This is a genomic window from Actinoalloteichus hymeniacidonis (assembly GCF_014203365.1).
Taxonomy (GTDB): Bacteria; Actinomycetota; Actinomycetes; order Mycobacteriales; family Pseudonocardiaceae; genus Actinoalloteichus_A; species Actinoalloteichus_A hymeniacidonis.
Genome location: NZ_JACHIS010000001.1, coordinates 4,609,392 through 4,635,241, shown reverse-complemented (window position 1 = coordinate 4,635,241; position 25,850 = coordinate 4,609,392). Strand labels below are relative to the sequence as shown.

Genomic DNA, 25,850 nt, shown 5'->3' with positions numbered 1-25,850 from the left:
AGGAGAACGGCCCATTCTCGCGGCCACCAACCCGGCGCGCGTCGCGGCGATCTCTGGAGGCACCGGGCGTGCCGGGGCGGCGGGAAACGCGGTGTTCACCGACCGGTTGGCGATTCAGGAGTGCGAGGACGGCACGAAGTGTGGTCGACTGGTTCCCGTACCAGTGGAGGTGGTTGCGTGCCAGATCGACAACCCACTTCGGTCGGCGCTCCTGCGGAGTGGGCGCCGAACGCTGTCGTGCGCACGGCGGGCGCCAAGATCTGTTCGCCGAGCATAGTCAGAGCACAGCCGACTCCGTCACCGGGGCTGCCCGTCCCGAAGCCTGCCCCGATGTCGCCCTGGGCCCGGCGGCAGGTCCTGCTGCTCAATGCCACTTTCGAGCCGCTGGCGGCGTTGCCGTTGCGTCGCGCCGTCGTGTTGGTGATCTGCGGCAAGGCCGAAGTCGTGCACGACGACCCCCAGGGCTTGGCGGTGCACTCGGTCGACACCGCGCAGGCAGTGCCCTCGGTGATCCGTCTCAGCCGATTCGTGCGGGTGCCCTATCGCGGGCGGGTGCCCCTGACCAGGGCGGCGTTGATGCTGCGGGACCGGTATCGCTGCGCGTATTGCGCCGGTCGCGCGGAGACCGTGGATCACGTGGTCCCGCGTTCCCGAGGCGGAAGCCATTCCTGGGAGAACTGCGTCGCCTCCTGCGCCCGATGCAATCACCGCAAGGCCGACCGGCTGTTGCGTGAACTCGGGTGGCGTCTGCTGGTGACTCCGAGGGCGCCTGCTGGGCCCTATTGGCGGTTGTTGGCAGGTGGCGAGACCGATCCGCTGTGGTTGCCTTACCTGGGCGAGCCCGCAGCGTGAGCATTGCGAGCCCGCCCGCCTGATCGGCTGCGCGCCGTCTGACCGCCACCGGTCGAGACGGTCCGTCGGTGTCATCGGTGTTCGGAGGAATTCTCAATCGGGGATTCCTGGCGGTATGGCTGCGATCGGCGATGCTGCTCAGCGGCCGCCGGGAGTGACGCGGACACCTGCGCGGCACGTCGATCGATCGACGTGGTCGTCCTGTCGCCGGGTCACGCGGACCCCGGCGGTCGGCGCATTCCGTGTGACTCGGACGCCCGCCCTGGTAACACCGACTCCGGCCCGGGTCACTCGCACTCCCGCTCTGGTGACGCGCACTCCCGCGCTCGGCTGCCGACGGGTGACCCGAACGCCTGCCGAGGGCGACTGTCTGGTCACCCGCACGCCTGCCGACGGTAGGCAGGTCGTCGTCGCCGGAGTCGAGATGATGTCGCGTCCTCTGGTGACCCGCACGCCTGCCGTGGGGGCGGTGGGGGACTCGGCGCGGGTCACTCGGACGCCTGCGGAGGGTGTTTGCCGCGTCACCCGGACACCGGACGTGAGAAGGGAAGCCTCAATACGGAGAGTTGCCCAGCTGCTGTGTCGGTCGGTAGCGCGGCTATCCCTGGATCGGGTGGCGGAGTTACTCCAAATGAGAGAGTTGGTAAGCATCTCGTCATCTCCTTGACATTGATCGGAGTGAATTCCCGGATTACGCCGTAGTTCAAGGCCTGTACAGGTGAAAGTAGAGAGCTGAGCGGAGCAGGACAAGCCGCCAATGCGAGTGGCATTCACCCCCTTCTGGCTCGGGTCCGAACGGGGGAGCTTGTTGGTCTGACCGAGTGATCTATCGGCTGCCAACTCCCTACTTCAAGAATTACCCGACGTAGTGAGGGTATAAGCCGAAGGCAACGGTCGGTATCGAATCAGATTCGTAGCGTGATGATTGGTTCCGCTGTGTGCGGTCCTTGCGGAGACCGACCGTGGGCGGGCGCGCAGACTCCGCCGCCGTTCGTTCATCGGTGAGCCGGTGGTCGATTACGCGCCGGGGGACGATCTCGGCGGCGATGCGCAGCCGATGGCATCGGTTGCCCTGGACACGCAGACACCCTGGTGGTCGGCTGGTGGGCTACCGTACGAGGCGTGACCGTAGTGGAGACAATCCTCGTCTTCGTGCTGATCCCCCTGGTCATCTGCGGCGTGGTGGCGATGCTGACCCTGCGGCAGAAGACCGCTCGGGCTGCGCGCTATCGCCCAGGCCAGGAGTGGGACTTCCAACCGGTGTGGTGGACCGCGAACCCCGCAGGGCTGAGCGATGCCCAGCGGGCCAGGGCCGCCACCGCCGAGGAGCACGGGGACCAGGTAGAGGGCGACGACGACCGAATCGCGTCGACGGCCAGGGGAGGTGCTCGTGGGAACTGGTGAACTGACCCGCCGAGTGGAGGTCGACAACGCCGAGCACGGCTTGGGCGCTGTGGTGACCCACACCGGCCGCGTGTCGGTCGCCCGCAGGCTTGTGACTCAGGAACCCGCCTTGCCGTTCACGCCATCGCAGCTGGCCAGGCTCGATGAGGCGTTGACGTTGGCGGGGCGTTCCACCGGCCTCGACTTCAGCATCTATCTCGGTGCCCTCGGCGAGGACAGCCGAGCGCGGGCCGAGGAACTGCACGCCTCCATGGGTGCCTCGGCGCGGGATGCGCTGCTGATCGCCGTGTCACCGGCGGGCCGAGTGGTCGAGGTGGTCACCGGGGGCGAGGCCGCCCGACGGGTGCCGAACCGCAGCTGCAAACTCGCCGTGATGAGCATGGTCGCGTCCTTCAAGGAGGGCGACCTGGTGGGCGGGCTGCTCAGCGGCCTTCGGATGCTCTCCGACCAAGCAGGAAACGAACCGTAACAAGTGCTACCCCCGGTCTCGCCCCGACGGCGAGACCGGCGGGAGCGCGGCACGAGCCGCACCCCCGCCGGGTTCGATCAGTGGTTGTCGAAGCCCCGCGCGGCCAGGGCCCGGACGATGCCCGCCCGGCCTTCCGACACCAGACGCCGCAGCGCGGTCGGGTGCTCGTTCTCCAACCACGCATCGGCGGCCGCGACCGTGTTCGCGTCGACCGCCCAAGACGGGAAGAGCCCGACGACGGCAGGCTGGGCGCGTTCGATGGAGCGCCGCTGCCACACATCGTCGATCTCGGCGAAGTACCGCTGCACGTAGCCTGCGAGCAGCTGCTTCTGCGCCGGATGCGAGAACCCGTGGATGATCGCCTCGTTGATCGCGTTGGGCAACTCGTCATCGTGCACGGCACGCTGCCAGGCCTCGCTCTTGGCCTCCGCGGTCGGTCGCAGTGCCCTGGCCCGCTCCGAATGCCTACGGCCGGTCGCCGTGGGATCGCGCTGCAGCTCCGCGTCGATCTCGTCGACATCGGCGGCTCCGTGTGCGACCAGCGCATGCAGCAGTCGCCAACGCAGGTCGGTGTCCACGGTCAGGCCGGGCAGCGGATCCGATCCGTCCAGCCAACCGCGCAACACCCCGAGCTGCTCGCCCGTGAGCACCGAACCCGCCAGGGAGTTGACGAATGCGAGCTGGTGGTCGGAGCCCGGTTCGGCGGCCCTGGCCAGTTCCAGCACCCTGCCGGTGAGTCGTCGCCAACCCTCCGGCGCCCAGTCGGGTGCCGCGTAGGAGGACAGCGCGGTCTGCGCCTGCATGAGGAGGCGTTGCGCCACGCCCACCTCGCCCTCGGCGTGCACCCCGTTGAGCACCAGGGTGACGAAGTCCCTGGCCTTCAGCTCGGCTTCGCGAGCCATCTCCCAGGCCGCCGACCAGCAGAGGGTTCGGGGCAGCGACTCGTCGATGTCGGCGATCCGGTCGATCAGCGCCGCCAGCGAGTCGGGATCCAGCCGCATGACGCAGTAGGTGAGATCGTCGTCGTTGACCAACACGATCTTGCCTCGGGACACCCCGACCAACTCGGGAATCTCGGTGCTCTCCCCGGAGACGTCGACCTCGACGCGGTGGGTCCGCACGAGCTTGCCGCGTTCGTCGTCGTCGTAGACGCCCACCGCGAGTCGGTGGGTGCGTCGCTCGCCCGCGCCAGGGTGTGCGGGGCCCTGCAACACCTCGAAGCGGGTGAACCGGCCCGCGTCGTCGAGCTCGAACCGTGGTCGAAGCGAGTTCAGACCCGTGGTCTCCAGCCATTCGGCACTCCACCAGGACAGGTCCCGGCCGGATGCCTCCTCCAGCGCGGCCAGCAGGTCGGCCAGTGTCGCGTTGCCCCAGGCATGGCGGTCGAAGTAGACACGCAGCGCGGCCAGGAAGTTCTCCAGGCCGACGTAGGCGACGAGTTGCTTGAGGACGCTCGCGCCCTTGGCGTAGGTGATTCCGTCGAAGTTGACCTCCACCGCGTGCAGATCGGGGATGTCGGCGGCGACGGGGTGCGTCGAGGGCAGTTGGTCCTGTCGGTACGCCCAGGACTTCTCGATGTTGGCGAAGGTCGTCCAGGCGTGTTCGTACTCGGTGGCCTCCGCCTGCGCGAGCACGCTGGCCCAGGTGGCGAAGGACTCGTTGAGCCACAGGTCGTTCCACCAGCGCATCGTGACGAGATCGCCGAACCACATGTGGGCCAACTCGTGCAGCACGGTCTCGCAGCGGCGTTCGTACGAGTACCGGGTGACCCGCGACCGGAAGACGTAGTCCTCCAGGAAGGTCACGCAGCCCGCGTTCTCCATCGCGCCCGCGTTGAACTCGGGCACGAAGCACTGGTCGTACTTCCCGAACGGGTAAGGCACCCCGAACGCCTTGTTGTAGAACGCGAAACCCTGACGGGTCTCGGTGAACAGGCGCTCGGCGTCGAGGTGCTCGGCCAGCGAGGAACGGCAGTACAGGCCGAGCGGGACGACGCCGTGCTCGTCCTCGTACTCCGAACGCCATTCCGCGTAGGGCCCGGCAACCAGTGCCACCAGGTAGGTGGACATGGGTTTGGTGGTGGCGAAGACATGCTTGGCCGCGTCACCGACCGAGGTGGTTGCCTCGATGCTGTCGTTGGAGATCACCTTCCAGCTCGGCGGGGCCGTCACGGTGAGCTGATAGACGGACTTCAGGTCCGGCTGGTCGAAGCAGGCGAACATCAGTTTGGCGTCGGAGGTCTCGAACTGCGTGTACAGGTACACGCCCTCGTCCACCGGGTCGACGAAGCGATGCAGTCCCTCGCCGGTGTTCATGTACCGGCAGTCGGCCTGCACGATCAGCTCGTTCTCCGCCGCGAGGTCGGGCAGCGCGATGCCGTCCTCCTCGCGGTAGCCCGAGAGGTCGAGTTCGACGCCGTTGAGCACGGCCCGGTCGACCCGCTCGGCGACCAGATCGATCCACGTGCGCGCGCCGACCCGGGCGGAGCGGAAGCGCACCGTGGTGATCGATCGGAAGGTCTTCTCGCCGGGACCGCCCTTGCCATCGGTGAGGTCCAGGTCGATGGCGTAGGACGTCACGCTCAGCAATTCGGCCCGCTCGCGGGCGGCTTCGCGGGTCAGGTTCGGGGCGGGCAACGGATCACCTCGGTCAACAGTCTTGGTCAGGTCGCCCGAATCCAATCACGTCGTGCCCCGGTGGGGCAGACGACCGACAACAGTCCACCGAACCGGGAATCCTCCGAGAAGCAACGTGGTTGTCGTGGATGCGACGCCAGACCGGCGATCACCCGATGGATGCCAAGAGGAGAACGTGCATGACGCAGGACTCGAACACCAGCGGTGCCGTCACCAAGGTGGACTTCTATTTCGACCCCGCCTGCCCCTTCGCCTGGATCAGCTCGCGCTGGATCCTGGAAGTCCAGAAGGTTCGCGACATCGAGGTTCGGTTCCAGGTGATGAGTCTGGCCGTGCTCAACGAAGGACGTGATCTTCCGGACGAGTACCGAGCGCTCATGACACGGGCGTGGGGACCGGTGCGTGTCGCCATCGCCGCCGAGCAGCACCACGGCAGTGAGGTGCTGGCAGGCCTGTACACCTCGATGGGCACCCGGCTCCACAACGAGAAGCGCACCGACTACGTGGCCGTGATCGCCGAGGCGCTGGCCGAGAACGAGCTGCCCGCCGAACTCGCCGCAGCCGCCGACTCGACCGAGTACGACGACCGGCTCCGCGAAAGTCACCACGCAGGCATGGACCCGGTGGGAATGGACGTCGGCACGCCCACCATCCACATCGACGGCACCGCCTTCTTCGGGCCGGTACTCACCAAGATCCCGCGTGGCGAGGAGGCCGGCCGGATCTTCGACGGCGCGCGGATGCTCGCCGAGTACCCGTACTTCTTCGAGCTGAAGAGGACCCGCACCGGGGACCTGGACTTCACCTGATCGGCCAAGTCCTCCCCGCCGCCCGATCGGCGGGGAGGGTGCCGTCGGTGAACCTCCTGTGCCAGGCTCGCCAGTGGGAGAGCACACCGACACCGATCCCTGGAGGACCCATGACGGTTCCTGTCGCTACCAGCACCGGCCACCTGATCGGCGGCCAGACGGTTACCGACGGCGATGGGTGGATCGAGGTGGTGAATCCGGCGACCGGCCGGTCGATCTCCACGATCCCGGCGGGTACCGCAGCCCAGGTGGACGCGGCCGTACGGGCCGCCGCCGACGCCTGGCCGGCCTGGGCCGCGACCCCGGCCACGCAGCGGGCGGCGATCGTGCGGCGGTTGTCCTCGGGCATCGCGGCACGGGCCGACGAGTTGGCGAGCGTGATCACCGCCGAGATGGGTTCGCCGATCACCTTCGCCACCAAGGTGCAGGCCGCCCTGCCCGCGGCCACCTCTGCGTCGATCGCCGACCTGATCGACGGCGGATACTCGTTCACTGAAGAGATCGGGAACTCGCTGATCACGCGGGAGCCGGTGGGGGTCGTCGGCTGCATCACCCCGTGGAATTACCCCTTGCACCAGCTGGTCGCCAAGGTCGCCCCTGCCTTGGCCGCGGGGTGCACCGTGGTGGTCAAGCCCAGCGAGCTGGCTCCGGTCTCCGCCGGGCTGTTCGCCGAGATCGTCGCGACTGCCGGCGTACCTGCCGGAGTGGTCAACATCGTGCACGGCACCGGCCCGGTGGTCGGCGAGGCGCTGGTCACGCATCCCTTGGTCGACATGGTGTCCTTCACCGGGTCCGTCGCGGCAGGCAGCCGAGTCGCCGCCTTGGCCGCCGGGACGATCAAGAAGGTCTCGTTGGAATTGGGCGGCAAGTCGGCGAACGTCATCCTGGACGATGCCGACCTGACCAAGTCGGTCAAGATCGGCGTGGCGAACTGCTTCCTCAACGCCGGGCAGACCTGCACCGCCTGGTCCAGGATGCTGGTGCCCCAACGGTTGCACGACCAAGCGGTCGAGTTGGTCCAGGCGGCTGCGGCCCGGTATGTCCCGGCGGACCCGACCGATCCGGCCACCAAGCTGGGCCCGTTGGCCTCGCAAGCACAGCGCGAGCGCGTGCTGGGCTACATCCGATCGGGCATCGATGCGGGCGCGCGGTTGGTGGCCGGTGGCGTCGAGACGCCGAGCGATCTGGGCGAGGGGAGTTTCGTGCAGGCGACCGTCTTCGCCGATGTCCGTCCCGAGATGACCATCGCCAAGGAGGAGATCTTCGGCCCGGTGCTGTCGATCATGCCTTATCAGGACGATGACGACGCGGTGCGAATCGCCAATTCCACCGACTACGGCCTTTCCGGCGCGGTGTTCTCCGCCGACTCGGACCGGGCGTTGGCGGTGGCGGGCAGGCTGCGCACCGGGCAGGTCGACATCAACGGTGCCGCCTTCAATCCTCTGGCGCCCTTCGGTGGCTACCGCCGGTCCGGAGTCGGCCGCGAACTCGGGCGGTTCGGACTGGAGGAGTTCCTCGAGGTCAAATCCATCCAGCGCTGACGCGGCGCGGGTCGGGCGGCCGGATCATCCGAGTTCCGGCCAGTCCCAGCGCATGCCGTAGATGCCGGGAGCCATGTCGAGTTCGATCACATGGGCGGTGTGCGAGGCGCCGATGGCGACCTCGTGCACGCCCTGTGGCTCGGAATCGGCGTTGGGCCGGTGGTAACGCACACAGCGCGCAGGCAGCATGTCGGGCTGGAACTCGACCTGGAGGACGTACTGCCGAGTCGGCATCACGAAACGTCGGTCGTGGTACAGGATCGGTTCGCCGGGCTGCGCCACGACCTCGTATTCGAAGATCGTGGTCTCGCCCTCGGCCAGCGTTCGGTCCAGCACGAGCTCGGCGATCATGAATCCGCTCGGGTCGTGGATGACCGTGCCGAGCGTGCAATGCCGGGTCGCGGTGATCGCCACCGCGCGTTCGGGTTCGGTGCGGTAGACCAGGAAACTGCGGAACACCCCGCCCACGGCGGCTTCCATCACCATTCGAGTGCGGACGGCCCGTTCGTCGCGTTGCGAACCGACCAACACGACGTCTTGGACGCTCACCGGGCTGAGCTGGTTCGGCGGCGGCAGGTCGATGTGCGCGCGCAGCTGGCGAATCGTCTCGGGTTCGGTCCAGAGCTGGTCCAGGTCCACGGTGCCGTGGCCTCGAGTGACCCACCGACCACGGGGCCTACGCGGACCGAGCAGACCGATGAGAGACCGTTCCGGCAGGCCGAGCACTTCTTCCAGGATGCCGACACCGCGCAGTGAATCCGGGCGCTCCGGCCTGCTTCGCCCGTGCCGCCAATAGCTCAGGGTCGTGAGGCTGACGCGCACACCTCGGTCGGCCAACCGTCGCTGCAGCCGGTCCAGGCTGAGGCCGTTCACCTCGATGGCCAGCCGCAGTGCGTCGCTGAACGGTCCGTTGGCCAATGCCTCGGCTAGTTCGTCGCGCCGGGTGGCGTCCTGCGGACCGCCGAGGGGAGTCTTTCGGGCCGGGTCCGGTACCGGTGCGGATTCCGGCGGCGCCGACTGTGGTGGTCGCCGGTCTGCGTGCATCGGGACCTCCTCGCAGCAGGCGGACTGAGTGCGGGGCCTGCCCTGGCGTCGGGTACCCGCCGGGACGGGTCGAGGCGCTGCCGCATCGGCTGGCAGGCCCGCTCACGATATCCGCACCGGGCACGCGCATATCGTTGACTGGTCAAGTTGATCAGTAAGTGGGATAGCGCTGAGGAAAGCCCAGATCACGCGAGCAGCTTGCGGACCTCCTCTACGGTGGCTGCTCCATACGGGTGCGTCCCGGCGGAGTCGACGGCGGCCTCGCCTCGGCTGATCGCCGATGCCAGTTCCACCAACTCGCGTACTTCGATGGCCTGCGTTCGAACGAATGTGGTGTCGACCGGATGGCCGTGCCCCGGAATGAAACGCGTTGCTGCCGTGCCCCGGTCCGCGAGTCGGAGCAGGACGTCGGCCCAGTCGCGCGGAGAGGAGCCTTCGAAGGCCGGAACCGCCCCCTGTTCGACGAGATCGCCGGTGAAGACGACATCGACATCGGGCACGGTCACGATCAGGTCGTGATCGGTGTGTGCCGGGCCGAGGTGCTCCAGCACCACCGTGCGCCCGCCGAGATCGATCTCCACCCGGTCGGTCACCGTGTGGTCCGGTGCAAGGGCCTGCGAGCCTTCGAGGTCGGCGGCTCGCCGCGGGGCGCCCTGCGCCCGATACCGCGCTGCCCACAGCGCCCGCTGCTCGACGGCCGACTCGGCGAGGAAACCGGGCAATGCCTCATGTCCCCAGATCGGGCACGGCAGGAACGCCTCGGTGCCGAAGCAATGGTCGAAATGGCCGTGTGTGTAGACGACGATCCACGGCAACGGGGTGACCTCGCGTACTGCCGCAGCCAGTTCCGCGCCCTGCCTGCGGTCACCGCAGGTGTCGATGACCAGGCATGACCGGTCGCCAACGACCAGCCCGGTCGACAGATCCAGTTCGCGATGCCTGCGGACCGACACGCCGTCCGCGATCGGCTCCCAGTGGGCGTCGGATGTTCGGAGCTCGGCCACGGTGTCTCCTGTCGGTCGTTCAGACGGTCGGGTCGTCGCGGAGAACGCCATTCTCCAATCGGGGGGCCGCGTCGCTGATCTCCAGCTGTCCGGCGAGTTCGACGTCCGAGGCGAAGCCCTCGTCGATGAGCTCGCGGCCCGACACGCACTGCGCAAGTGTGGTCGGCAGGCGATCCCGATGGGCCTCGAAGGTCAGCGCGGCCAACTCGGCCTCGACAGACGGATCGGTGACGCCGTCGGCGCACAATGCGGCGATCACCGCGCCTGCGCCCAGCAGGTCCTCCATGGCGAAGCGCACCGGGCCTGCGTTCACCCCCCACCGTTCCCCTGCGGCGATGACACCGATCGGTTCGGTCCCGGCCAGTCGTCGGGCCAGGCGGGCGACGGCACGTGCGTTGCGCAGACAACCGGCCAGCACCGTGCCGTCGGCTTCGGCGGCCCTGGCGCACAACGTCGCGCCGTTGGGCGAGGGCAGCGCCAGCAGCGTCTCGGCAGGCAGATCGGCCAGCGAGGCCGGACTCAGCGTCCAACCGGGACCGCTGCGCGGCCCGGCGAGCACCGCACCGGCCTGGGTGGCCGCCACGCCGGCGCGCTCGTCGCGCCACGGCAATGGCAACACCGTGGCTCCGCGTCCGACCGCCACGTCGACGGTGGTGCTGAAGGACAACACGTCGATCACCACCAACACCGCGCAGTCCGGCGCGAGCGCGTCGAGCCCCTCCACGCCCCAGTCGAATCGGATCCGATGAGCGGACTGTCGGAAGATCGCGGGATCGGCCATGGCCGTATCGAAGATCACTCACGGTAGTGGGCGCAACCGGATCGAGCGGGCCGACCTCGATTCCTTGCCCTGCGCGGGGAACCTGGCAGACTGCGCGCGTGCGTGTTTACCTCGGTGCCGACCATGCAGGCTTCCCACTCAAGAGCGAACTGGCCGACCACCTTCGCGGTCTCGGTCACGACGTCGTCGACGTGGGTCCCCACACCTATGACGCCGACGACGACTACCCCGCGTTCTGCATCGAGGCTGCCAGCCGGGTGGTGGCCGACCCGGGCAGCCTCGGCATCGTGATCGGCGGCTCCGGCAACGGCGAGCAGATCGCGGCCAACAAGGTGCCCGGTGCTCGCGCGGCGCTCGCCTGGAGTCAGGAGACCGCGAGGCTCGCACGCAGGCACAACAACGCCCAACTCATCGGCGTCGGTGCCCGGATGCACACCACGGAAGAGGCGATCGGAATCGTCACCGCATTCCTCGACGAGGCGTTCACCGGCGAGGAACGCCATGTTCGACGACTGACGTTGATCGGCGACTACGAGAAGACCGGCACCCCGCCGCCGCTTCCCGCAGGCTGAGCAGATGCCTGACTTCGCCCGACCGGTGCGCTGGTGGCTCGTGCCCCTCGTGGCCGGCCCGCTCACCGTCGTGGGCGTCCAACTCCTGGAGCGGGTCCAGGCTGCGGCGGTGCCCGCGCTGGCGGGCGGTATCGAGGAGATCTGCGGCGCTCCCGACTGCGGGCTCGGCATCGGGGTGATGTTGCCCGTGGCGGGCGCGGCCTCGGTACTCGTCGCCCTGGTGCTCGCGGTCGTACTCGGCCGAGCCAGGGAGAAGGGCGGGCGGAGTCTGCATCTCGGGCTCGCGCTGCGCGACATCGCCGCGGTGACGGGTTGTGCCCTGCTGGGCTATGTGATCGTGTCCTTCGTCCTCTGGTGGATGATCAGCTGATGCCGGAAGGACACACCCTCCATCGGTTGGCCCTGCTGCATCATCGATTGTTCGCGGGCAGACCGGTGTCGGTGAGCAGTCCGCAGGGGCGCTTCGCCGCCGAGGCCGCACTGCTCGACGGCACCACGATGATCGAGGCACAGGCACACGGCAAGCACCTGCTGCACACCTACGACGGCGATCGGACCGTGCACATCCACCTCGGGCTCTACGGCACCTTCGTCGAGTATCCGAAGCCGGTCACCGAGCCGGTCGGCCAGGTTCGGATGCGGCTGATCGGCGCGGATCATTTCAGTGATCTGCGTGGGCCGACGGCCTGCCGCATTCTCAACTCGGCGGAGGTCGCCGAGCTGCAGGCCAGGCTCGGTCCGGATCCCCTGCGCTCCGATGCCGACCCCGACCTGGTCTTCCGGCGGATATCACGGTCGAGGTCCTCGATTGCCGCGCTGCTGTTGGACCAGTCGATCCTCTCCGGGGTGGGCAACGTCTACCGGGCCGAGGTCCTGTTTCGGCACAACATCCCGCCGATGCTGCCCGGCGCCAAGCTGGGGCGGGAGAGCTGGGACGCGATCTGGACCGATCTGGTCTTCTTGATGGGCGAGGGGGTACGGGTCGGCCGGATCGACACCGTACGACCGGAACACGATCCGAGTGTCACCGGCCGGGCGCCTCGCCAGGACCGGCACGGCGGCGAGGTCTACGTCTATCGCCGGGCCGGGATGCCCTGCCTGATCTGCGGAACGACGGTGTTGCTGACGGAACTACAGGGCCGCAAGCTCTATTGGTGTCCGGATTGCCAGCCGGAATGAGGTCAAGGCGGTGAGCCGTGGCGACAACCGTGGCGCCCTGCCAGCCGTAGTCATGGTGCTGGCCGTGGTGGCCGGTTGCGCCGACAGCGCCCACACACAGGGCGCGGGGCCGTTGCAGTTCAGCGAGACGGTGTCCCGGTTATGCGCCCCGGCGGTCGGCGACAACCCGAGAGCGACCAGGGTAGAACCGTTGTGGAATCGGGGAACCGGTCCGGTGGTGATCGAGGAGATCACCCTGACCTCGGCCGAGGGCATGACCCTCGTCGAGGCCGTGTTGGTGCCGGTCCCGGGTACCGACCCCGAGGACGGGACCGTGACCCTGGTTCCCGCCAACGACGCAGGCTATCCACCCTCGCCGGAGACGTTGGGCTCTTCCTTTGGCGCCGTGGACGCATGGGCGGCGCGGGAGCAGACAGTGGGAGCGACGATCGAGCCTGATAAGGAATTCTCCCTCGCGGTCGGGCTGGAAGCCGCCGATGGTTCGGGCTCGATCAAGGCGATCCGTGCGGTGTATCGGGACGAGGCGGGACGCCGATTCGAGGCGGTGGCGCAGACGGAAGTGCGGATTCCTCGGTGTGCGGAGGAATAGCCGGTCCAAGGTAAGACGCGAGTGGCCGTAGCCCACGGCCACTGCGGGTTCTCCAGTCGTCGAGCGCGCAGGATCGTGACAACGACCAAGACGACGAATGCCGTGTCACCCCAGGCATTCAGGGTGACACGGCATCGTTGTCAGTCGACCACATTCGTGACTATTGATGCATCGGTGGTGAGACCACCACAGGATCAGAAGTCGCCGAAGTCCATATCGCCGCCGCCGAAGTCGTCTCCGCCGCCGAAGTCATCGCCGCCCGAATCGGCCTCCGCTTCCGCGGCCTCCTGCTCGGCGTGCTCCTGGCCTGCCTCGAAACCGTCGTCGTACCCGTCGCCGTAGACGTCGGTGGGCACCCCGGACATTCCGGAGAACATCGCGCTGAACAGCAGCGCCGAGCCGACGCCCCAGGCGCCCGCGACCAGCGCGGGCTTCCACCACGGCTCGCTGTACCAGCCCTGCGGCACCGGCCTGCCCGCGACCTCGCCGCCCGGGTAGTAGTGCGAGGCGTACTGGTCGGGCTCCGGCGAGGCGACCATCTGCCTGCCCTCGAACTCGACCTCGCGCTGTTCGGTGACCTTGCCCGCGCGACCCTGACCGAAGAGGTCGGGCAGCTCCGGACCGGGGTCGATGCCCATCGCGGTGCGGGCCGCCCGCACGTAGTAGAGGCCCTCCATCGCGGTCTGGGTGACCAGGTTGCACTGTTCGGCGGTCCTGGCCTGTTCCATCTGGGAGCCTGCGGCGGTGTACCGCTCGGAGGCGTCCGCCAATGCCTGCTTGGAGGCGTCGTTGTTGCCGGTCAGGTTGATCACCTGACCGCCGAGGCGCTCCACCCAGCGGCGGGCGTCGGCCTTGGCGTCGTCCAACTCGAGTTGTCGCGCCTTCGCGCGTCGTTGTGCGAACACCACCGCCCCTCCGATGACCACGACCGCGAGGACGATCAGAACGATTGCGGTGCCCACGAATCCTCCAGTTCTCGGCGCGGCAGTGCCGCGAAAACCGACGATTCAGACGTTACCGGTTCCTGGTGTCGGCTCGGTGTACGCCCCGGTGGAGTGGATCTAGCCGTCGAGCCCGAAATCCCTTGCACCATCGCGCGTTCACTGCGAACCACGAGTACAGCAGAGTCCATAGTGGACTGGCAGCTGCTCGTCAGAAATCAACGGTGCAATAGGGCACCGGATCGGCGAGGAAGGAACGCGAGGCGGCGGCGATCGCCCCCGCACGATGCTCCCGCACCAGCCCGCCTGCGGCGAGGGTGCTCAACCGGGTGGACCCGAGGAAGATCGCCCCCAGTTCGGCGGCGCCGATCGTGAGGTCGGCCGCCTCGGCGGTGGCCACCACGGTCGCGGTGCCCGCCTGATCCACCGACAGCCGCCACCGACCCTCGTTCCATGGGCAGCGACGGTCGACCACCTCGAAGACCACGTCCAGGGGCGCCGAGTAGTGCCGGGCGGCCAGCGCGCGGTCCACATCGACGATGCGGAGCCACAGTGCATCCAGGTGTCTGCGGATGGCCTGCCTGCCGTCGGCGAGCAGCGAGCTGATCGGGTCGGTCACCGGGCACTTCGGATAACGGACCTCGGCGACCCAGTCCACGTCCAGCAGATACCGCCAGAGCGCGGCATGGGCGACGGGTGTGGTGGCCACCAGCTCGATGACCGTCAACCGGTATCGGGGACCGCGCGCATCGCTGCCGAAGTGCACGCGATAGATCGCATAACCCTGCGGGTGCAGCGCGAAATGCAGGGCACTGCCGCCCGCCCGGACACTCGGGGTGTCCAGCAGGGGCAACGACCACTGCGATGGCGTCCGGGACATCCAGCCGGTCTCGGCGGCGGTCCGTTCGTAGAGATCGCCGATCAGCGCCCAGGCCCGATCTCGAGGCAGTTCGCGAACCCGATCTTCGCCCAGGTCCACCTCGGGGCGAAACGGGGATTTGCCCGGTACCTCGGTGTCGGCCCATTCGGTGGTGACGCCGTAACCGAACCTGCGGTAGATGCCGCCCTCCGAGGCTCCGAGGCAGGCGATCGGCTCGGCCCCCGCCTCGTGGAGACCGGTCAACTGGGTCGCCATCACCGTGCTGAGAACGCCACGACGACGATGTCCGAGTGCGGTGGCGACCCAGGTCACCGCCGCCACCGGCTGCCGCACCCCGCCGGGAAGGGTGAGATCCCTGGTCAGGATGCTGCCGCCGCCGATCAACTCCGGTCCCTCGAAGACCCCATGGGTGCGGTCCATCTCCAACAGGGCCCTGTTGACCTCCCACAGTTCGGGGTCGGACGTGAGGAAGGCCCCCGCCGCGACGTCGCGGAACTGGTCGAAGTCGGCGTCGGTGAGCGCTCGCGTGGTCAGTCCGTCGTCGGTCATGCCGGTCGTATTACCGGGATGAACTCGTGATTGACAAGGCAATTACCCCGTCCGAGTGCTGCGGCCGACGACGGCCTGAAGCCCCCTCTGCGGCGATGCGGCGGCGCCTGTCGATTCGGCATGGCGGCCAGGCTGGACAACATCGTTCGGTTGACCGAGGATGCGGATTGTCTAACCACAATGAGGCCGTAGATTCGGACGATCGACCTCGATAGCGACGATGAAGCGGAACAAGACGGGAGACGCTATGACGCTTGCCTCGCGCCGAATCGCACTGCTGTTATGCGCGCTGCCGTTGTTGGCCTGTGGCACGACCGGCCAGCAGACAGGCGGTGGACCGGAGGGCGCTTCGGGAGAGCTGACGATCTTCGCCGCCGCGTCCCTGACCGAGGGCTTCACCGAGCTGGGCACCCGGTTCGAGCAGGCCAATCCCGGCGTCACCGTTCGGCTGAGCTTCGCGGGCAGCGGCGCGCTGGTCCACCAACTGGCGGAGGGCGCGCCAGCCGATGTGTTGGCCACCGCCGACGTGCCGACGATGGATCGGGCGGTGGATGCGGGTGTCGTGGCGCAGGACCCTGTCCTGTTCGCGGCGAACCGGCTTCGGATCGCGGTGCCACCGGACAACCCGGCAGATGTCGAGGGCCTCGAGGACCTGGCCGAAGCGGGCAACACCGTCGCGCTCTGCGCTGCGGAGGTGCCCTGTGGTGCCGCCACCGCCGCCGTCTTCGACGTCGCCGAACTCACCCCGGCACCCGATACCGAGGAGCAGGACGTCAAGGCCGTTCTGACCAAGGTCGTCCTCGGCGAGGCCGATGCGGGGTTGGTGTATCGCACCGACGTCGGATCGGCGGGCGAGACCGTCGTGGGCATCGACTTTCCCGAGTCCCAGGACGTAGTCAACGACTACCCGATCGCGCTCGTCGAGGATGCCCCGCAGGCCGGGCTCGCGGAATCCTTCATCGAGTTCGTTCGCTCGGCCAGAGGCACCGAGGTGCTGACCGAACTCGGCTTCGAAGCCCCGTGATGGTCGGGCGATCCTCGCGACGGACCGAGATCGGGGGCGTGCCCCCGCTGGTGCTGGTGCCCGCCGTGCTGGCCGCGTTCTTCCTGATCGGCCCGCTCGTCGGACTCGTGGTCGCGGCACCGTGGGCGGAACTGCCCGCCCGACTGGCCGGCCCGGAGGTATTGGCGGCGCTGCGGCTCTCGGTGCTCTGCGCGACCGCTGCCACCGTGGTGTGCCTGCTCTTCGGAGTGCCCCTGGCCTGGGTGCTGGCCCGATCGGAGTTCCCCGGCCGCAGGCTGCTGCGGGCGCTGGTGACGCTGCCATTGGTCTTGCCGCCGGTGGTCGGCGGCGTGGCACTGTTGTTGCTGCTCGGCCGTCGAGGCCTGCTCGGCGAGCACCTGACCGCCTGGTTCGGCGTGACGATCCCGTTCACCACCGTCGCGGTGGTGATCGCGGAGGCCTTCGTCGCGATGCCCTTCCTGGTGCTCTCGGTGGAAGGAGCGTTGCGTGGTGCCGACCGGCGATTCGAGGAGGCGGCCGCGACCCTGGGTGCGTCCCGATGGACGACCTTCCGGCGGGTCACCCTCCCGTCCGTCGCACCGGGCGTGTTGGCGGGGGCCGTCCTGTGCTGGGCACGTGCGCTGGGCGAGTTCGGTGCCACCATCACTTTCGCGGGCAACCTGCCCGGCACGACGCAGACCATGCCCTCCGCGGTGTACCTGGCGCTGCAGAGCAGCCCGGACGCCGCCGTGGTGCTCAGCCTCGTGCTGTTGGCGGTCTGCGTGTTGGTGCTGATCACGCTACGAGAGCGTTGGGTGGGGGGCCTGCGATGAGTCTGGACGCGCGGCTGGTCGTGCAGCGGGCCGGCGGATTCCGGCTCGACGTGACCCTGCGAGCGAGGGCAGGCCAGACGGTCGCCCTGCTCGGCCCCAACGGCGCGGGCAAGACCACGGCCCTGCGGGCTCTCGCCGGGCTGACCCCGCTGGACGAAGGCCGGATCGCCTTGGGCGAGAAGGTGTGGGACGAGCCGGGGGAGTCCGGCCGCTTCGTCCCGACCTCGAAACGGCCGTTGGGCGTGGTCTTCCAGGATCACCGGCTCTTCGGCCAGCTGAGCGCCCTGGAGAACGTCGCGTTCGGCCAACGATCCCGAGGGATCAAACGCGGCCCGGCCAGGGCTGCCGCCCTGGATTGGCTGCGGCGCCTGGACATCGCTGCGCTGGCCGACAGCATGCCCGGCAGCCTGTCCGGCGGGCAGGCCCAGCGGGTCGCGCTGGCCAGGGCCCTGGCGGTACGGCCCGACCTGTTGCTCCTGGACGAGCCGACGGCGGCGCTCGACGCGAACGCCCGCCTGTCGGTGCGCGCCGAACTCGGCACGCAGCTCGCGGAGTTCGACGGCTGTGCGGTGTTGGTGACCCACGACCTGCTGGATGCGCTGACGCTCGCGACCTGGCTCGTCGTGTTGGAATCCGGGAGCGTGGTGCAGGAGGGCACCCCGCTGGAGATCGCGAGCAGGCCCCGCACCGACTACGTGGCCACGCTCGTCGGCTTGAACCTGTGTCGCGCCACCTCGGACGGCCGTCTCGTCGAGATCGACGGTGGCGGCCGCCTGGAGTTCGCCGCCGAGACGACCGGCTCGGTCTTCCTCGCCTTCCCACCCAGCGCTGTCCGGCTGCATCGCGCCGCCGTACCCGGTTCCTGGCCGGTCCGGGTGGCCGAGGTGGCGGCCGCAGGCGGTGGCGTTCGGATCCGACTCGACGGCAACCCCGCCGTGTCGGCCGACGTCCCCCCGGCAACGGTGGCCGAACTCGGCATCTCCCCGGGCAGCGCGCTGTTCGCGACGGTGCGCACCAGCGAGATCCGGGTCTATCCGTGTTGAGTCGATCGGTGCTCAGCCGGAGAAGCGGAACCCGAGGTTCAACGCGACGATCGCCAGCCAGATGACGATCAACGTCCCCGATCCCACCGGGGCGAGGATCGTGATCGGAACGGCCAGGACCAGCGAGACGATCGCCAGTGCGAGGGCCTGGGAGTCCCTGCGCTGCTTGCCGTACCAGTTCGCGGCGGCCTTGGTCTCCCTGCCCTGTAACTCGGCGGCGACCCGTTCCTCGACCCGACGATCGATCGACTCGCCGGTTCGGTCGAGGAAGGCCGCGATCACCGCATCCTCGGAATCCGGCCCCAGACTGCGCCGCGCGGCGATGCTGGCTGCGACATCGTCGGAAGCCGGTGAACTACCGTGCGATTCGGCGGACATGACGCTCAGCTTAGATCGATCGGCGGTGCCATCGATCCGAAGCGACCCTTCGGCCCTCACCGTGAGATGAGTCGGAATCGCTGCGTCACCACCAGGGTGTCGTCATCCACGGCGAAGTCGGGATCCCCGAGGCTGTCGCGGAATTCGTGGCTGTGCCAGAAGCGTTCGTGGTCGACGCGCCAATCGTGCACCGAACGATGTCCTTCGCCTTCGGCGATCGCATGCGCGAGGTCGACCTCGGCCAGTCGAAGACGGCGGACTTCGACGATCTCGATGACCCCGACCGGCAGGCCTGCCGAGTCGATCAGCACCTCGCGGCTGCCGGGCTTGGGCAATGGCTCGTCCGCAGCCTCGAACTCGGTGAACAAGGCTGTGGTGGTGGTCTTACGTCCCTCGTGGATCGCCCGGAGCAGGAGATCCCGCAGCGGACCCGGGAAGCCGAACTCGGCGCGGGGAAGATCTTCGGGTGGCACGTCGGCGAGGGTAACCCCGCCCGGTTCACCGAGGCGGTGGGCGCCAGCTGGGCCACCGGATCGCGGCGCCGGACGAGCCGTCTCAACTCCGGTTGTTCCACGACGGCCACGACCAGTCCCGCACCTCGGGAAGATCCTCGCCGTGGGTCGTGACGTACCGCCGATGTCGGATCAGCGTGTCCTGGAACTCCTGACGCGCGTAATCGGCGGCGGCACCGAGTCCGCCGACGCGGTCGATCACGTCGATCGCCAGGTGGTATCGGTCGATCTTGTTGAGCACGCACATGTCGAAGGGCGTGGTGGTGGTGCCCTCCTCGTTGTAGCCGTGCACATGGAAGTTCTCGTGGTTGGCCCGGCGGTAGGTCAATCGGTGGATCAGCCATGGATAGCCGTGGTAGGCGAAGATGACCGGCCGGTCGGTGGTGAACAGGGAGTCGAAGGCGATGTCGGACAGGCCGTGCGGATGCTGTCGTTCGTCCTGCAGGCGCATCAGATCGACGACGTTGATCACGCGCAGCCGCAGTTCCGGAAGTCGGGTCCGAAGCAGGTCCACCGCCGCGAGCACCTCCGAGGTGGGCACATCCCCGGCACAGCCGAGCACCGCGTCCGGTCCGCCCTCGGCATCGTTGCTGGCCCACTCCCAGACTCCGATGCCCTTGGTGCAGTGCGTCGCCGCCGCCTCGATGTCGAGGTACTGCGCCTCGGGCTGTTTGCCCGCCACGATGACGTTCACGTAGTCCTTGCTGCGGAGGCAATGATCGGTGACCGACAGCAGCGTGTTGGCGTCCGGCGGCAGATACACCCGGACGATCTCGGCCTTCTTGTTCATCACGTGATCGATGAATCCAGGGTCCTGGTGGGTGAAACCGTTGTGGTCCTGCCGCCAGACATGCGAGGTGAGCAGATAGTTGAGTGAGGCGATCGGTCTGCGCCATGGCAGTTCCCGCGTGACCTTCAGCCATTTGGCGTGTTGATTGAACATCGAGTCCACGATGTGCACGAAGGCCTCGTAGCAGGAGAACAACCCGTGTCGGCCGGTCAGCAGGTAGCCCTCCAGCCATCCTTGGCAGGTGTGCTCGGACAGCATCTCCATCAACCTGCCGTCCACGGCGAGGGCAGCATCGTCCTCCGGTTCGCGGACCGCGTTCCAATTGCGGCCGGTCGCGTCCAACACGGCGCCGAGGCGATTGGAGTTGTTCTCGTCGGGAGAGAACAGCCGGAAGGAGCCCTCTTCGGCGTTGGACCGCAACACATCCCGCAGGAACTCACCGAGCACCCCGGTGGCCGAGGCCGTGGTCGCGCCGGGTCGGTCGACCGCCACGCCGTACTCGCGGAAGTCGGGTAGCCGCAGCGCCCGCAGCAGCAGTCCTCCGTTGGCGTGCGGGCTGGCGCTCATCCGCCGAGAGCCGACCGGATGCAGCTCGCGGATCTCCGGGATCGGCGCACCCCCCGGTTCGAAGAGCACCTCGGGGCCGTAGCTGCGCAGCCAGTCCTCGAGTTGACGAAGCTGTTCGGGATCCGTGCGCGGTCCGGGCAGCGGAACCTGGTGCGCTCGCCAGGAGCCGACGACCCGTTTGCCGTGCAGGGTCGGTGGCCCCGTCCACCCCTTCGGGGTCCGTAGCACGATCATCGGCCACCTGGGCCGGTCCGGCGTGTTCCTGCGGCGGGCCCGATCTTGGAACTCGGCGATGTCGTCGAGGCAGTCGTCCAGGGCCGAGGCGAAGGACTGGTGCATCGCGGTGGGCTCGTCCCCGATGACGAACCGAGGCTCATGGCCGTACCCGCGTAGCAGTGAGCGGAGCTCTTCCTCGGGAATCCGGGCGAGCACCGTCGGACTGGCGATCTTGAACCCGTTGAGGTGCAGAATCGGCAGAACCGCGCCGTCCCGTGCGGGATCGACGAACTTGGTCGAATGCCACGAGGTCGCCAGCGCACCGGTCTCGGCTTCGCCGTCGCCGACCACACAGGCGACCGTCAACCCGGGATTGTCGAAGGCCGCACCGTAGGCGTGCGCCAGCGAGTAGCCGAGTTCACCGCCCTCGTTGATGGACCCGGGCGTCTCCGGGGCGACATGACTGGGGATCCCACCGGGGAAGGAGAACTGGGTGAACAGCCGGGTCAGGCCATCGAGGTCGTGTCCGACATCGGGGTAGATCTCCGCATAACTGCCTTCCAGCCATGACGCGGCGACCAGACCGGGACCGCCGTGGCCCGGGCCGATCACGTACATCATCTCGAGATCGCGGCGCATGATCGCCCGGTTCAGATGGGCGTAGACGAAGTTCAGACCCGGTGTCGTGCCCCAATGGCCGAGCAGTCGAGGCTTGATGTGCTCCGGGCGCAACGGCTCGCGCAGGAGCGGGTTGGCCATCAGATAGATCTGCCCGGCGGACAGGTAGTTCGCCGCCTGCCACCAGCGGTGCAGGCTCTCGAGCTCACTCGCGTCGAGCGGATCGTGCGGTTCGGTTCCGATCGTCATCGACGACTCCCGAAGACGCTGGAGGTCTCTCGCTGGCGCCTGGAGCTTGCCCGATCGCCGGACCGATGAAACGCCGGCGCGGCAGCGGACGGGCGGGTCAGGGGTTGCTCTGCGCGCCGAACCCGCCGCCGATCCGGGGTCGGACGTGTGTCGAACGACCGCCATGTCTTGTAGGTTTTTCACAAAGTTGCCCGACGAGTCGGTGAACCGTTGATCGACCACTCGGCGCGCGTTACGCTTCCGCTATTCGATGCGTCGAGAATCTACTCGTCAAGGTTCTGGGGGAACCATTGGCATGCCCGCCGATTTGCTGCGGCGCATGACGTTGAGTGGTTCAGCCGATTCTATTCGAGTTTGATGACAACGATTCCCGAAAAGATCGAAGCGCCACCGACGATTCTGCTCAAACCACTATCTGGGACGAACCTCGGAGGATGTCGAGTGTCCGAAGCAGTGAGATCAAGACGTGGCTTCCTGGGGTTATCGGGAAGTGTCCTCGCCGCGGGTGCCGCGATCGCGGTGCTGTCGCCGACGGCGGCGGCCGCCACGTCGAACCAGGCTGCAGGCCTGGTCCCGCAGGCCGAGGTCGACGAGTTCACCGGTGAGCCGCTGAACGCGGGCGTCTCCTGCCAGCAGGGAGGCGTGTGATGACGACGTTCGTGAGCCGAGCAAGCTGGGGAGCACGCGCTCCGGGCAACGTCTCGGGAAACATCACGCCACAGAACGGCGGCGTGACGGTGCACTACGTCGGAAGCGGCAATGTCGCCCGCCCGGATCATTCGCAGTGCGCCGCGCAGGTCCGTGGAATTCAGAACGGGCACATGGATGGAAACGGTTGGGCGGACATCGCCTACACCTACCTCGTGTGTGTCCACGATTATGTTTTCCATGGTCGTGGACCGAACGTGCGCACCGCGTCGAACGGGACCAATTCGGGAAACCAGAACTGGTACGGCGTGTGCGCGTTGATCGGTGCCGCCGACACGGTCCCGGCCGGGCTCATCGCGGGCATCAAGTCGGCGATCTCCAACCTCCGTGACGTCGGCAATGCCGCCAACGGCATCAACGGACACCGGAACCACCTGGCCACCGCCTGCCCAGGCGACCGGCTGTACGCGCTGGTGCAGGACGGTTCGCTGAATCCCGGCGGGGGCGGTGGGACACCCGGCGCTCCCGCTTGGCCCGGCGTGGTGTTCCGCTACCCACCCGTCACCCGACACAGCAGCGTGGGCACCTGGCAGCAGCGGATGGTCGATCGCGGTTGGTCGCTCACGGTCGACTCCGAGTACGGACCGGCCTCGAAGGAGGTCTGTCTGGCCTTCCAGCGCGAGAAGGGCCTGGCCGCGGACGGCGAGGTCGGCCCGGACACCTGGGCGGCGGCCTGGACGGCCCCGATCACCCGGGTCGAGGCGCTCACCCGGCAGACCTTGGCCGCGCGCTGAGCGTCGGTTCTCGTGAGTGAGTCATCCGCGACGTCGGTCATCTGTGTCGACGTTGTCGATGATCCGATCGGTGGTGCGCGGAGGAACGCGGAATCGCCGTCCCTCCGCGCACCGGCGCCGGAGCTAGTTCCCGCCCCCGTCGAGCAGCCAGTGGTAGCGCATCCGCAGGGCCCGCTCGGTGCTCCCCAGGGCTGCCCCGAACCCGAGCGCGATGTTGAGCCACAGCGGGAGGCGGATCGGCGACTCGAAGGTTCCGAGGTTCTCGGCGATAGGCGGGATCTCGGAGATCGGTTCGATGATCTGCACGAGGTTGAGGCCGAGCCCGGCGACCAGCAAGATCACCGAGACGATGCCGATGAATCCGCTCAGCGTCGGGTGGTTGCGCTCCAACCGGGCGCGGCGCCCCTCCGGCGACTTCGCGTCCGGAGTGAGCTGGTGCTCCACCCCGTAGTCGGTGACGTAGTGGCAGCGCTTGACGCCGAACTGCGTCGTCGCCACCTGGATCTCGCCACCCTCGATCGGGAAGATCGCGGGCACCTTGCTCTCGGCGTGATGCAGACCATCCCGGTAGAGGTGCGCGATCACCTCGCCGTTCTCTCCGCTGCCGCCGTGTCGCACATCGATGCTGTAGACGATCTCGCGGCCGTCGTCCTCGGTTAACTGGAGATGGAGCAGCGCACGGGAGAGAAACGTCTGCCACCAGCGGAAACGCTTCAGCGGACGCCCGGTTCCCGCCTTCAGGCGTTTTGCGGCCCGCCGCCGCTGCCACTGTTGCAACATGCCTACCCCCGACGCTCGACGCAGCCGTCTAGCACACTGTGCTAGTTGCCAAAGTGAGACTAGCACGGTGTATTAGTGCAGGCGAGGGAGGCAGACATGACGGTGCGAGCCGGCGGTGAGCTCGGTAGCAGAGACAAAGTCCTGCTGGCGGCGATGACGATGTTCGGGGAGAACCCGGCGGCGCGACTGAGCGTGCGCGCGGTCGCGTCACGAGCCGGGGTGAGCATGGGCTCGCTCAGGTACCACTTCCCGACGCAGCGCGAGCTCCAGGACGAGGTGCTCACCCGGATCTACGACCTGGTGATCAAGGACGACCAGATCCACGACACCTCGGTACCTGCCAGGGACCGACTGGTCGGTCGGCTACGCCAGGTACTCGCGCCTGCCGGGGTGGGGGCGCAGGCTCGCGAGGCCACCCGCAAGGTCTTCGAGGACTTCCTGCTCCCCGAGTCGACGGAGGAGCAGCGGGCGGCGTACCTCGCCGTAGGTCGGGAGGCGCAGCGTCGAGTCGAGTACTGGTTGACGGTGCTCGTCAGCGAGGGGGCGCTCGCCGCAGGCGACAACACGAAGCGGGCGAGATTCCTGATCACCCTCGTCAACGGGCTCGGCTTGGAGCGGGCGTTGCCTGCCGAGGACTCGATCCTGCAGTCCGAGACCGACACGCTCTACCTGGCCGTCGACTCACTCCTGGGTTCCGGTTCCGACTGACCGACCGGGGCGGACCCGAGAGCGGGGAGTGGTCATCGTCGAGCCCCAGTGCGAGGCCGATCGATCCACCGGCTAGACTGCAATGGCAGCACCGCAGGGTGCACGCGGGCGTAGCTCAATGGTAGAGCCCCAGTCTTCCAAACTGGCTACGCGGGTTCGATTCCCGTCGCCCGCTCAGAGATTCCACCAGCGGAAACGGCGCCCACTCCCGATCATGGGAGGGGCGCCGCCGTTATTCCGGGATGAGTCAGACTGGGCGACGGACGCTACGGGCTCCGGTGCAGGCCCACCTCTCATCCGATTCGGGTGCGCTTGATCAGGACGTCGACCGCGGTGCCGAGCACGGCGCGTGGCCTTGCGGACACACTCGTCGGTTCATCGAACCGACGAGTTGCCGTAGTCGCGCCGAGGAGAAATCCGTTGTCGGGTCGAAACGCCGGTTGATACCAAGATGCGGTGACTTCGCTGGATGCACTCGTCAGGCCTGAGAAGTACCCACGTGCGGCGACCTACGATCCACAGTGGATGGTCGACAACTGTATGGGTCCCAACCCACTATGGCTGCTTGAGGACCTCGGTCGGGACTGTTCGCTCCGGCCCGGAATGAAGGTTCTCGACCTCGGGTGTGGACTGGGTATGACCTCGATCTTCCTGGCGCGCGAGTATGGCGTCGAGGTATGGGCCTCGGAGCTGTGGGTCGCGCCGGAGGAGAACACCGCGCGGTTCGAGCAGACAGGAGTCGTCGACCAGGTCCACGCCGTGCGTGCCGAAGCACATGACCTGCCGTTCGAATCAGAACAATTCGATGCGATCCTGTCAGTAGGCAGCTATCACTACTTCGGTACTGACGATCTGTACCTCGGTTACATCGGTAAGTTCCTCAAGGCAGGGGGGCAGCTGTCGATCGCCGTGCCATCGCTGCACCGCGAATTGCGCGCCCTCGGCGGTATCCCGGAATATCTCCGGTCTGGCGCGGGATGGGAGGCCCTTGCTTTTCACACACCCGAATGGTGGCGCTTCCAGTGGGAGCAGACCGGACTGGTCGAGGTCACCGCAAGCAGGGCGCAACCCGATGGCTGGCTCGACTGGAAGCTGTGGTGCGAGGTCTGTGCCGAACATTCCCCCAACGAGCTTGTCAGGCAGGGGTCCCGCGACACGATTTCGATGCTCGATACCGACCGTGGCGAACTTCTGACCTTCGCGCTCATCACCGGTCAGAAGAAGGAGCCCTCAGAGCAGTATTTCTCGTCGATGTCCGCATCGCTGTAGCACCGAGCCGTAGATCCGACGCCACCTCCGCTTTTCTCTTGGTCGCCGCAGCCACAGAAACTGCTGATCACCGAGCTGACGTGGTCGAAGCGTGGGGCAAGGTCACCCGTTCTGGACCGACCGGTCCATTACTCTGGCCGCTCCAGGCCGGAGCGGGCGTCGGTGACGGTGGTGCGGCCGTTCCCGGTGGAT

27 protein-coding genes and 1 tRNA gene are annotated in these 25,850 nt (G+C 67.8%); 17 read left to right on the top strand and 11 right to left on the bottom strand.

The features are described from left to right. Window positions 1-177 precede the first annotated feature (177 nt). Entirely contained in the window at window positions 178-852 is a 675-nt protein-coding gene (locus tag BKA25_RS19315; protein ID WP_375791861.1) for an HNH endonuclease, read from the top strand. 138 nt (window positions 853-990) lie between these two features. Here BKA25_RS19315 and BKA25_RS19310 read toward each other — a convergent pair whose 3' ends face one another. Beyond that, window positions 991-1,377, bottom strand: a complete 387-nt coding sequence (locus tag BKA25_RS19310; protein ID WP_157420995.1) for a hypothetical protein — start codon at window positions 1,375-1,377, stop codon at window positions 991-993. 597 nt (window positions 1,378-1,974) lie between these two features. Between BKA25_RS19310 and ctaJ the strand changes: the two genes are divergently transcribed. Together ctaJ and BKA25_RS19300 are read left to right on the top strand one after the other, a co-directional pair. Beyond that, complete coding sequence (gene ctaJ, locus BKA25_RS19305; protein ID WP_069847774.1) at window positions 1,975-2,256, top strand: aa3-type cytochrome oxidase subunit CtaJ; 282 nt, start codon at window positions 1,975-1,977, stop codon at window positions 2,254-2,256. After that, window positions 2,243-2,725 (top strand): DUF5130 family protein, encoded by a 483-nt coding sequence (locus tag BKA25_RS19300; protein WP_069853405.1) that lies wholly within the window; start codon window positions 2,243-2,245, stop codon window positions 2,723-2,725. The genes ctaJ and BKA25_RS19300 overlap by 14 nt, the downstream gene beginning before the upstream one ends. A 77-nt stretch (window positions 2,726-2,802) precedes the next feature. Here BKA25_RS19300 and pepN read toward each other — a convergent pair whose 3' ends face one another. Beyond that, window positions 2,803-5,361 (bottom strand): aminopeptidase N, encoded by a 2,559-nt coding sequence (gene pepN / locus BKA25_RS19295; protein ID WP_069853406.1) that lies wholly within the window; start codon window positions 5,359-5,361, stop codon window positions 2,803-2,805. Window positions 5,362-5,540: 179 nt separating this feature from the next. On the opposite strand from pepN, the gene BKA25_RS19290 reads away from it, so the two are divergent. Together BKA25_RS19290 and BKA25_RS19285 are read left to right on the top strand one after the other, a co-directional pair. After that, window positions 5,541-6,170, top strand: coding sequence for a mycothiol-dependent nitroreductase Rv2466c family protein (locus tag BKA25_RS19290; protein WP_069847776.1), 630 nt, complete (start codon window positions 5,541-5,543; stop codon window positions 6,168-6,170). A 110-nt stretch (window positions 6,171-6,280) separates the two neighbouring features. Beyond that, window positions 6,281-7,711 (top strand): aldehyde dehydrogenase family protein, encoded by a 1,431-nt coding sequence (locus BKA25_RS19285; protein ID WP_069847778.1) that lies wholly within the window; start codon window positions 6,281-6,283, stop codon window positions 7,709-7,711. A 24-nt stretch (window positions 7,712-7,735) separates the two neighbouring features. On the opposite strand, the gene BKA25_RS19280 is transcribed toward BKA25_RS19285, so the two are convergent. From BKA25_RS19280 to BKA25_RS19270, 3 genes are all read right to left on the bottom strand, one after another. Then, window positions 7,736-8,755: a hypothetical protein gene (locus BKA25_RS19280; RefSeq protein WP_084642703.1), complete on the bottom strand. Its 1,020-nt coding sequence runs from the start codon at window positions 8,753-8,755 to the stop codon at window positions 7,736-7,738. A 185-nt stretch (window positions 8,756-8,940) separates the two neighbouring features. Next, window positions 8,941-9,759 (bottom strand): MBL fold metallo-hydrolase, encoded by an 819-nt coding sequence (locus BKA25_RS19275; RefSeq protein WP_172803751.1) that lies wholly within the window; start codon window positions 9,757-9,759, stop codon window positions 8,941-8,943. Between the two features lie 19 nt (window positions 9,760-9,778). Next, complete coding sequence (locus BKA25_RS19270) at window positions 9,779-10,540, bottom strand: 2-phosphosulfolactate phosphatase (RefSeq protein ID WP_069853409.1); 762 nt, start codon at window positions 10,538-10,540, stop codon at window positions 9,779-9,781. A gap of 98 nt (window positions 10,541-10,638) precedes the next feature. Between BKA25_RS19270 and BKA25_RS19265 the strand changes: the two genes are divergently transcribed. The 4 genes from BKA25_RS19265 to BKA25_RS19250 are packed head-to-tail and all read left to right on the top strand — an operon-like array spanning window position 10,639 to window position 12,880. Next, window positions 10,639-11,112 carry a ribose-5-phosphate isomerase gene (locus BKA25_RS19265; protein WP_069853410.1) on the top strand — a complete coding sequence of 158 codons (474 nt, stop codon included), beginning with the start codon at window positions 10,639-10,641 and terminating at the stop codon, window positions 11,110-11,112. A gap of 4 nt (window positions 11,113-11,116) precedes the next feature. Further along, window positions 11,117-11,482: a hypothetical protein gene (locus BKA25_RS19260; protein ID WP_069847780.1), complete on the top strand. Its 366-nt coding sequence runs from the start codon at window positions 11,117-11,119 to the stop codon at window positions 11,480-11,482. Continuing rightward, window positions 11,482-12,291 (top strand): Fpg/Nei family DNA glycosylase, encoded by an 810-nt coding sequence (locus BKA25_RS19255; RefSeq protein WP_069853411.1) that lies wholly within the window; start codon window positions 11,482-11,484, stop codon window positions 12,289-12,291. The genes BKA25_RS19260 and BKA25_RS19255 overlap by 1 nt, the downstream gene beginning before the upstream one ends. 10 nt (window positions 12,292-12,301) lie before the next feature. Next, on the top strand, window positions 12,302-12,880 hold the full coding sequence (locus tag BKA25_RS19250) for a hypothetical protein (protein ID WP_157420996.1): 579 nt from the start codon (window positions 12,302-12,304) through the stop codon (window positions 12,878-12,880). A 194-nt stretch (window positions 12,881-13,074) separates the two neighbouring features. Here the strand turns inward: BKA25_RS19250 and BKA25_RS19245 are convergent, their stop codons facing one another. Beyond that, the gene (locus BKA25_RS19245; protein ID WP_069847784.1) at window positions 13,075-13,842 is read right to left on the bottom strand and encodes a hypothetical protein; all 768 of its coding nucleotides are present in this window, start codon (window positions 13,840-13,842) and stop codon (window positions 13,075-13,077) included. 190 nt (window positions 13,843-14,032) lie between these two features. Then, window positions 14,033-15,250 carry a GNAT family N-acetyltransferase gene (locus BKA25_RS19240; RefSeq protein WP_069847786.1) on the bottom strand — a complete coding sequence of 406 codons (1,218 nt, stop codon included), beginning with the start codon at window positions 15,248-15,250 and terminating at the stop codon, window positions 14,033-14,035. A 247-nt stretch (window positions 15,251-15,497) separates the two neighbouring features. On the opposite strand from BKA25_RS19240, the gene modA reads away from it, so the two are divergent. Genes modA through BKA25_RS19225 form a run of 3 tightly spaced genes read left to right on the top strand, consistent with a single transcriptional unit; the run spans window position 15,498 to window position 18,129 of the window. Further along, window positions 15,498-16,274: a molybdate ABC transporter substrate-binding protein gene (modA, locus tag BKA25_RS19235; protein ID WP_069847788.1), complete on the top strand. Its 777-nt coding sequence runs from the start codon at window positions 15,498-15,500 to the stop codon at window positions 16,272-16,274. Next, on the top strand, window positions 16,274-17,086 hold the full coding sequence (modB, locus tag BKA25_RS19230; RefSeq protein ID WP_069847790.1) for a molybdate ABC transporter permease subunit: 813 nt from the start codon (window positions 16,274-16,276) through the stop codon (window positions 17,084-17,086). The genes modA and modB overlap by 1 nt, the downstream gene beginning before the upstream one ends. Further along, window positions 17,083-18,129, top strand: coding sequence for an ABC transporter ATP-binding protein (locus BKA25_RS19225; RefSeq protein WP_069847792.1), 1,047 nt, complete (start codon window positions 17,083-17,085; stop codon window positions 18,127-18,129). Before modB ends, BKA25_RS19225 begins: the two co-directional genes overlap by 4 nt. A 12-nt stretch (window positions 18,130-18,141) precedes the next feature. Here the strand turns inward: BKA25_RS19225 and BKA25_RS19220 are convergent, their stop codons facing one another. The 3 genes from BKA25_RS19220 to BKA25_RS19210 form a co-directional block, all read right to left on the bottom strand. Then, window positions 18,142-18,507, bottom strand: coding sequence for a hypothetical protein (locus tag BKA25_RS19220; RefSeq protein ID WP_069847794.1), 366 nt, complete (start codon window positions 18,505-18,507; stop codon window positions 18,142-18,144). Window positions 18,508-18,563: 56 nt separating this feature from the next. Next, window positions 18,564-18,980 carry an ASCH domain-containing protein gene (locus tag BKA25_RS19215; protein WP_069847795.1) on the bottom strand — a complete coding sequence of 139 codons (417 nt, stop codon included), beginning with the start codon at window positions 18,978-18,980 and terminating at the stop codon, window positions 18,564-18,566. Between the two features lie 82 nt (window positions 18,981-19,062). Beyond that, window positions 19,063-21,459: a phosphoketolase family protein gene (locus BKA25_RS19210; protein ID WP_069847797.1), complete on the bottom strand. Its 2,397-nt coding sequence runs from the start codon at window positions 21,457-21,459 to the stop codon at window positions 19,063-19,065. 441 nt (window positions 21,460-21,900) lie between these two features. Between BKA25_RS19210 and BKA25_RS19205 the strand changes: the two genes are divergently transcribed. Both BKA25_RS19205 and BKA25_RS19200 read left to right on the top strand, forming a co-directional pair. Further along, window positions 21,901-22,107 (top strand): hypothetical protein, encoded by a 207-nt coding sequence (locus BKA25_RS19205; RefSeq protein ID WP_184285096.1) that lies wholly within the window; start codon window positions 21,901-21,903, stop codon window positions 22,105-22,107. Then, window positions 22,107-22,901 carry a peptidoglycan recognition protein family protein gene (locus tag BKA25_RS19200; RefSeq protein ID WP_069847799.1) on the top strand — a complete coding sequence of 265 codons (795 nt, stop codon included), beginning with the start codon at window positions 22,107-22,109 and terminating at the stop codon, window positions 22,899-22,901. Before BKA25_RS19205 ends, BKA25_RS19200 begins: the two co-directional genes overlap by 1 nt. A gap of 123 nt (window positions 22,902-23,024) precedes the next feature. On the opposite strand, the gene BKA25_RS19195 is transcribed toward BKA25_RS19200, so the two are convergent. Beyond that, window positions 23,025-23,681, bottom strand: a complete 657-nt coding sequence (locus tag BKA25_RS19195; protein ID WP_069847801.1) for a hypothetical protein — start codon at window positions 23,679-23,681, stop codon at window positions 23,025-23,027. A 96-nt stretch (window positions 23,682-23,777) separates the two neighbouring features. On the opposite strand from BKA25_RS19195, the gene BKA25_RS19190 reads away from it, so the two are divergent. The 3 genes from BKA25_RS19190 to BKA25_RS19180 all read left to right on the top strand — a co-directional run bounded on the left by BKA25_RS19190 (window position 23,778) and on the right by BKA25_RS19180 (window position 25,658). Beyond that, window positions 23,778-24,389: a TetR/AcrR family transcriptional regulator gene (locus tag BKA25_RS19190; RefSeq protein ID WP_069847803.1), complete on the top strand. Its 612-nt coding sequence runs from the start codon at window positions 23,778-23,780 to the stop codon at window positions 24,387-24,389. Window positions 24,390-24,493: 104 nt separating this feature from the next. Further along, window positions 24,494-24,564, top strand: a tRNA-Gly gene (locus BKA25_RS19185). Window positions 24,565-24,914: 350 nt separating this feature from the next. After that, window positions 24,915-25,658 (top strand): methyltransferase domain-containing protein, encoded by a 744-nt coding sequence (locus tag BKA25_RS19180; protein ID WP_084643596.1) that lies wholly within the window; start codon window positions 24,915-24,917, stop codon window positions 25,656-25,658. The last annotated feature ends 192 nt before the right edge of the window (window positions 25,659-25,850 follow it).

What these genes read in the sequence shown, in the direction of transcription:
- BKA25_RS19285 (WP_069847778.1), top strand. Translation starts at nt 6,281, where the DNA reads ATGACGGTTCCTGTCGCTACCAGCACCGGCCACCTGATCGGCGGCCAG.
- modB (WP_069847790.1), top strand. Translation starts at nt 16,274, where the DNA reads ATGGTCGGGCGATCCTCGCGACGGACCGAGATCGGGGGCGTGCCCCCG.
- BKA25_RS19200 (WP_069847799.1), top strand. Translation starts at nt 22,107, where the DNA reads ATGACGACGTTCGTGAGCCGAGCAAGCTGGGGAGCACGCGCTCCGGGC.
- BKA25_RS19180 (WP_084643596.1), top strand. Translation starts at nt 24,915, where the DNA reads ATGGTCGACAACTGTATGGGTCCCAACCCACTATGGCTGCTTGAGGAC.
- BKA25_RS19290 (WP_069847776.1), top strand. Translation starts at nt 5,541, where the DNA reads ATGACGCAGGACTCGAACACCAGCGGTGCCGTCACCAAGGTGGACTTC.
- BKA25_RS19190 (WP_069847803.1), top strand. Translation starts at nt 23,778, where the DNA reads ATGACGGTGCGAGCCGGCGGTGAGCTCGGTAGCAGAGACAAAGTCCTG.
- BKA25_RS19260 (WP_069847780.1), top strand. Translation starts at nt 11,117, where the DNA reads ATGCCTGACTTCGCCCGACCGGTGCGCTGGTGGCTCGTGCCCCTCGTG.
- BKA25_RS19240 (WP_069847786.1), bottom strand. Translation starts at nt 15,250, where the DNA reads ATGACCGACGACGGACTGACCACGCGAGCGCTCACCGACGCCGACTTC.
- BKA25_RS19210 (WP_069847797.1), bottom strand. Translation starts at nt 21,459, where the DNA reads ATGACGATCGGAACCGAACCGCACGATCCGCTCGACGCGAGTGAGCTC.
- BKA25_RS19195 (WP_069847801.1), bottom strand. Translation starts at nt 23,681, where the DNA reads ATGTTGCAACAGTGGCAGCGGCGGCGGGCCGCAAAACGCCTGAAGGCG.
- BKA25_RS19270 (WP_069853409.1), bottom strand. Translation starts at nt 10,540, where the DNA reads ATGGCCGATCCCGCGATCTTCCGACAGTCCGCTCATCGGATCCGATTC.
- BKA25_RS19220 (WP_069847794.1), bottom strand. Translation starts at nt 18,507, where the DNA reads ATGTCCGCCGAATCGCACGGTAGTTCACCGGCTTCCGACGATGTCGCA.
- BKA25_RS19225 (WP_069847792.1), top strand. Translation starts at nt 17,083, where the DNA reads ATGAGTCTGGACGCGCGGCTGGTCGTGCAGCGGGCCGGCGGATTCCGG.
- BKA25_RS19280 (WP_084642703.1), bottom strand. Translation starts at nt 8,755, where the DNA reads ATGCACGCAGACCGGCGACCACCACAGTCGGCGCCGCCGGAATCCGCA.
- modA (WP_069847788.1), top strand. Translation starts at nt 15,498, where the DNA reads ATGACGCTTGCCTCGCGCCGAATCGCACTGCTGTTATGCGCGCTGCCG.
- BKA25_RS19255 (WP_069853411.1), top strand. Translation starts at nt 11,482, where the DNA reads ATGCCGGAAGGACACACCCTCCATCGGTTGGCCCTGCTGCATCATCGA.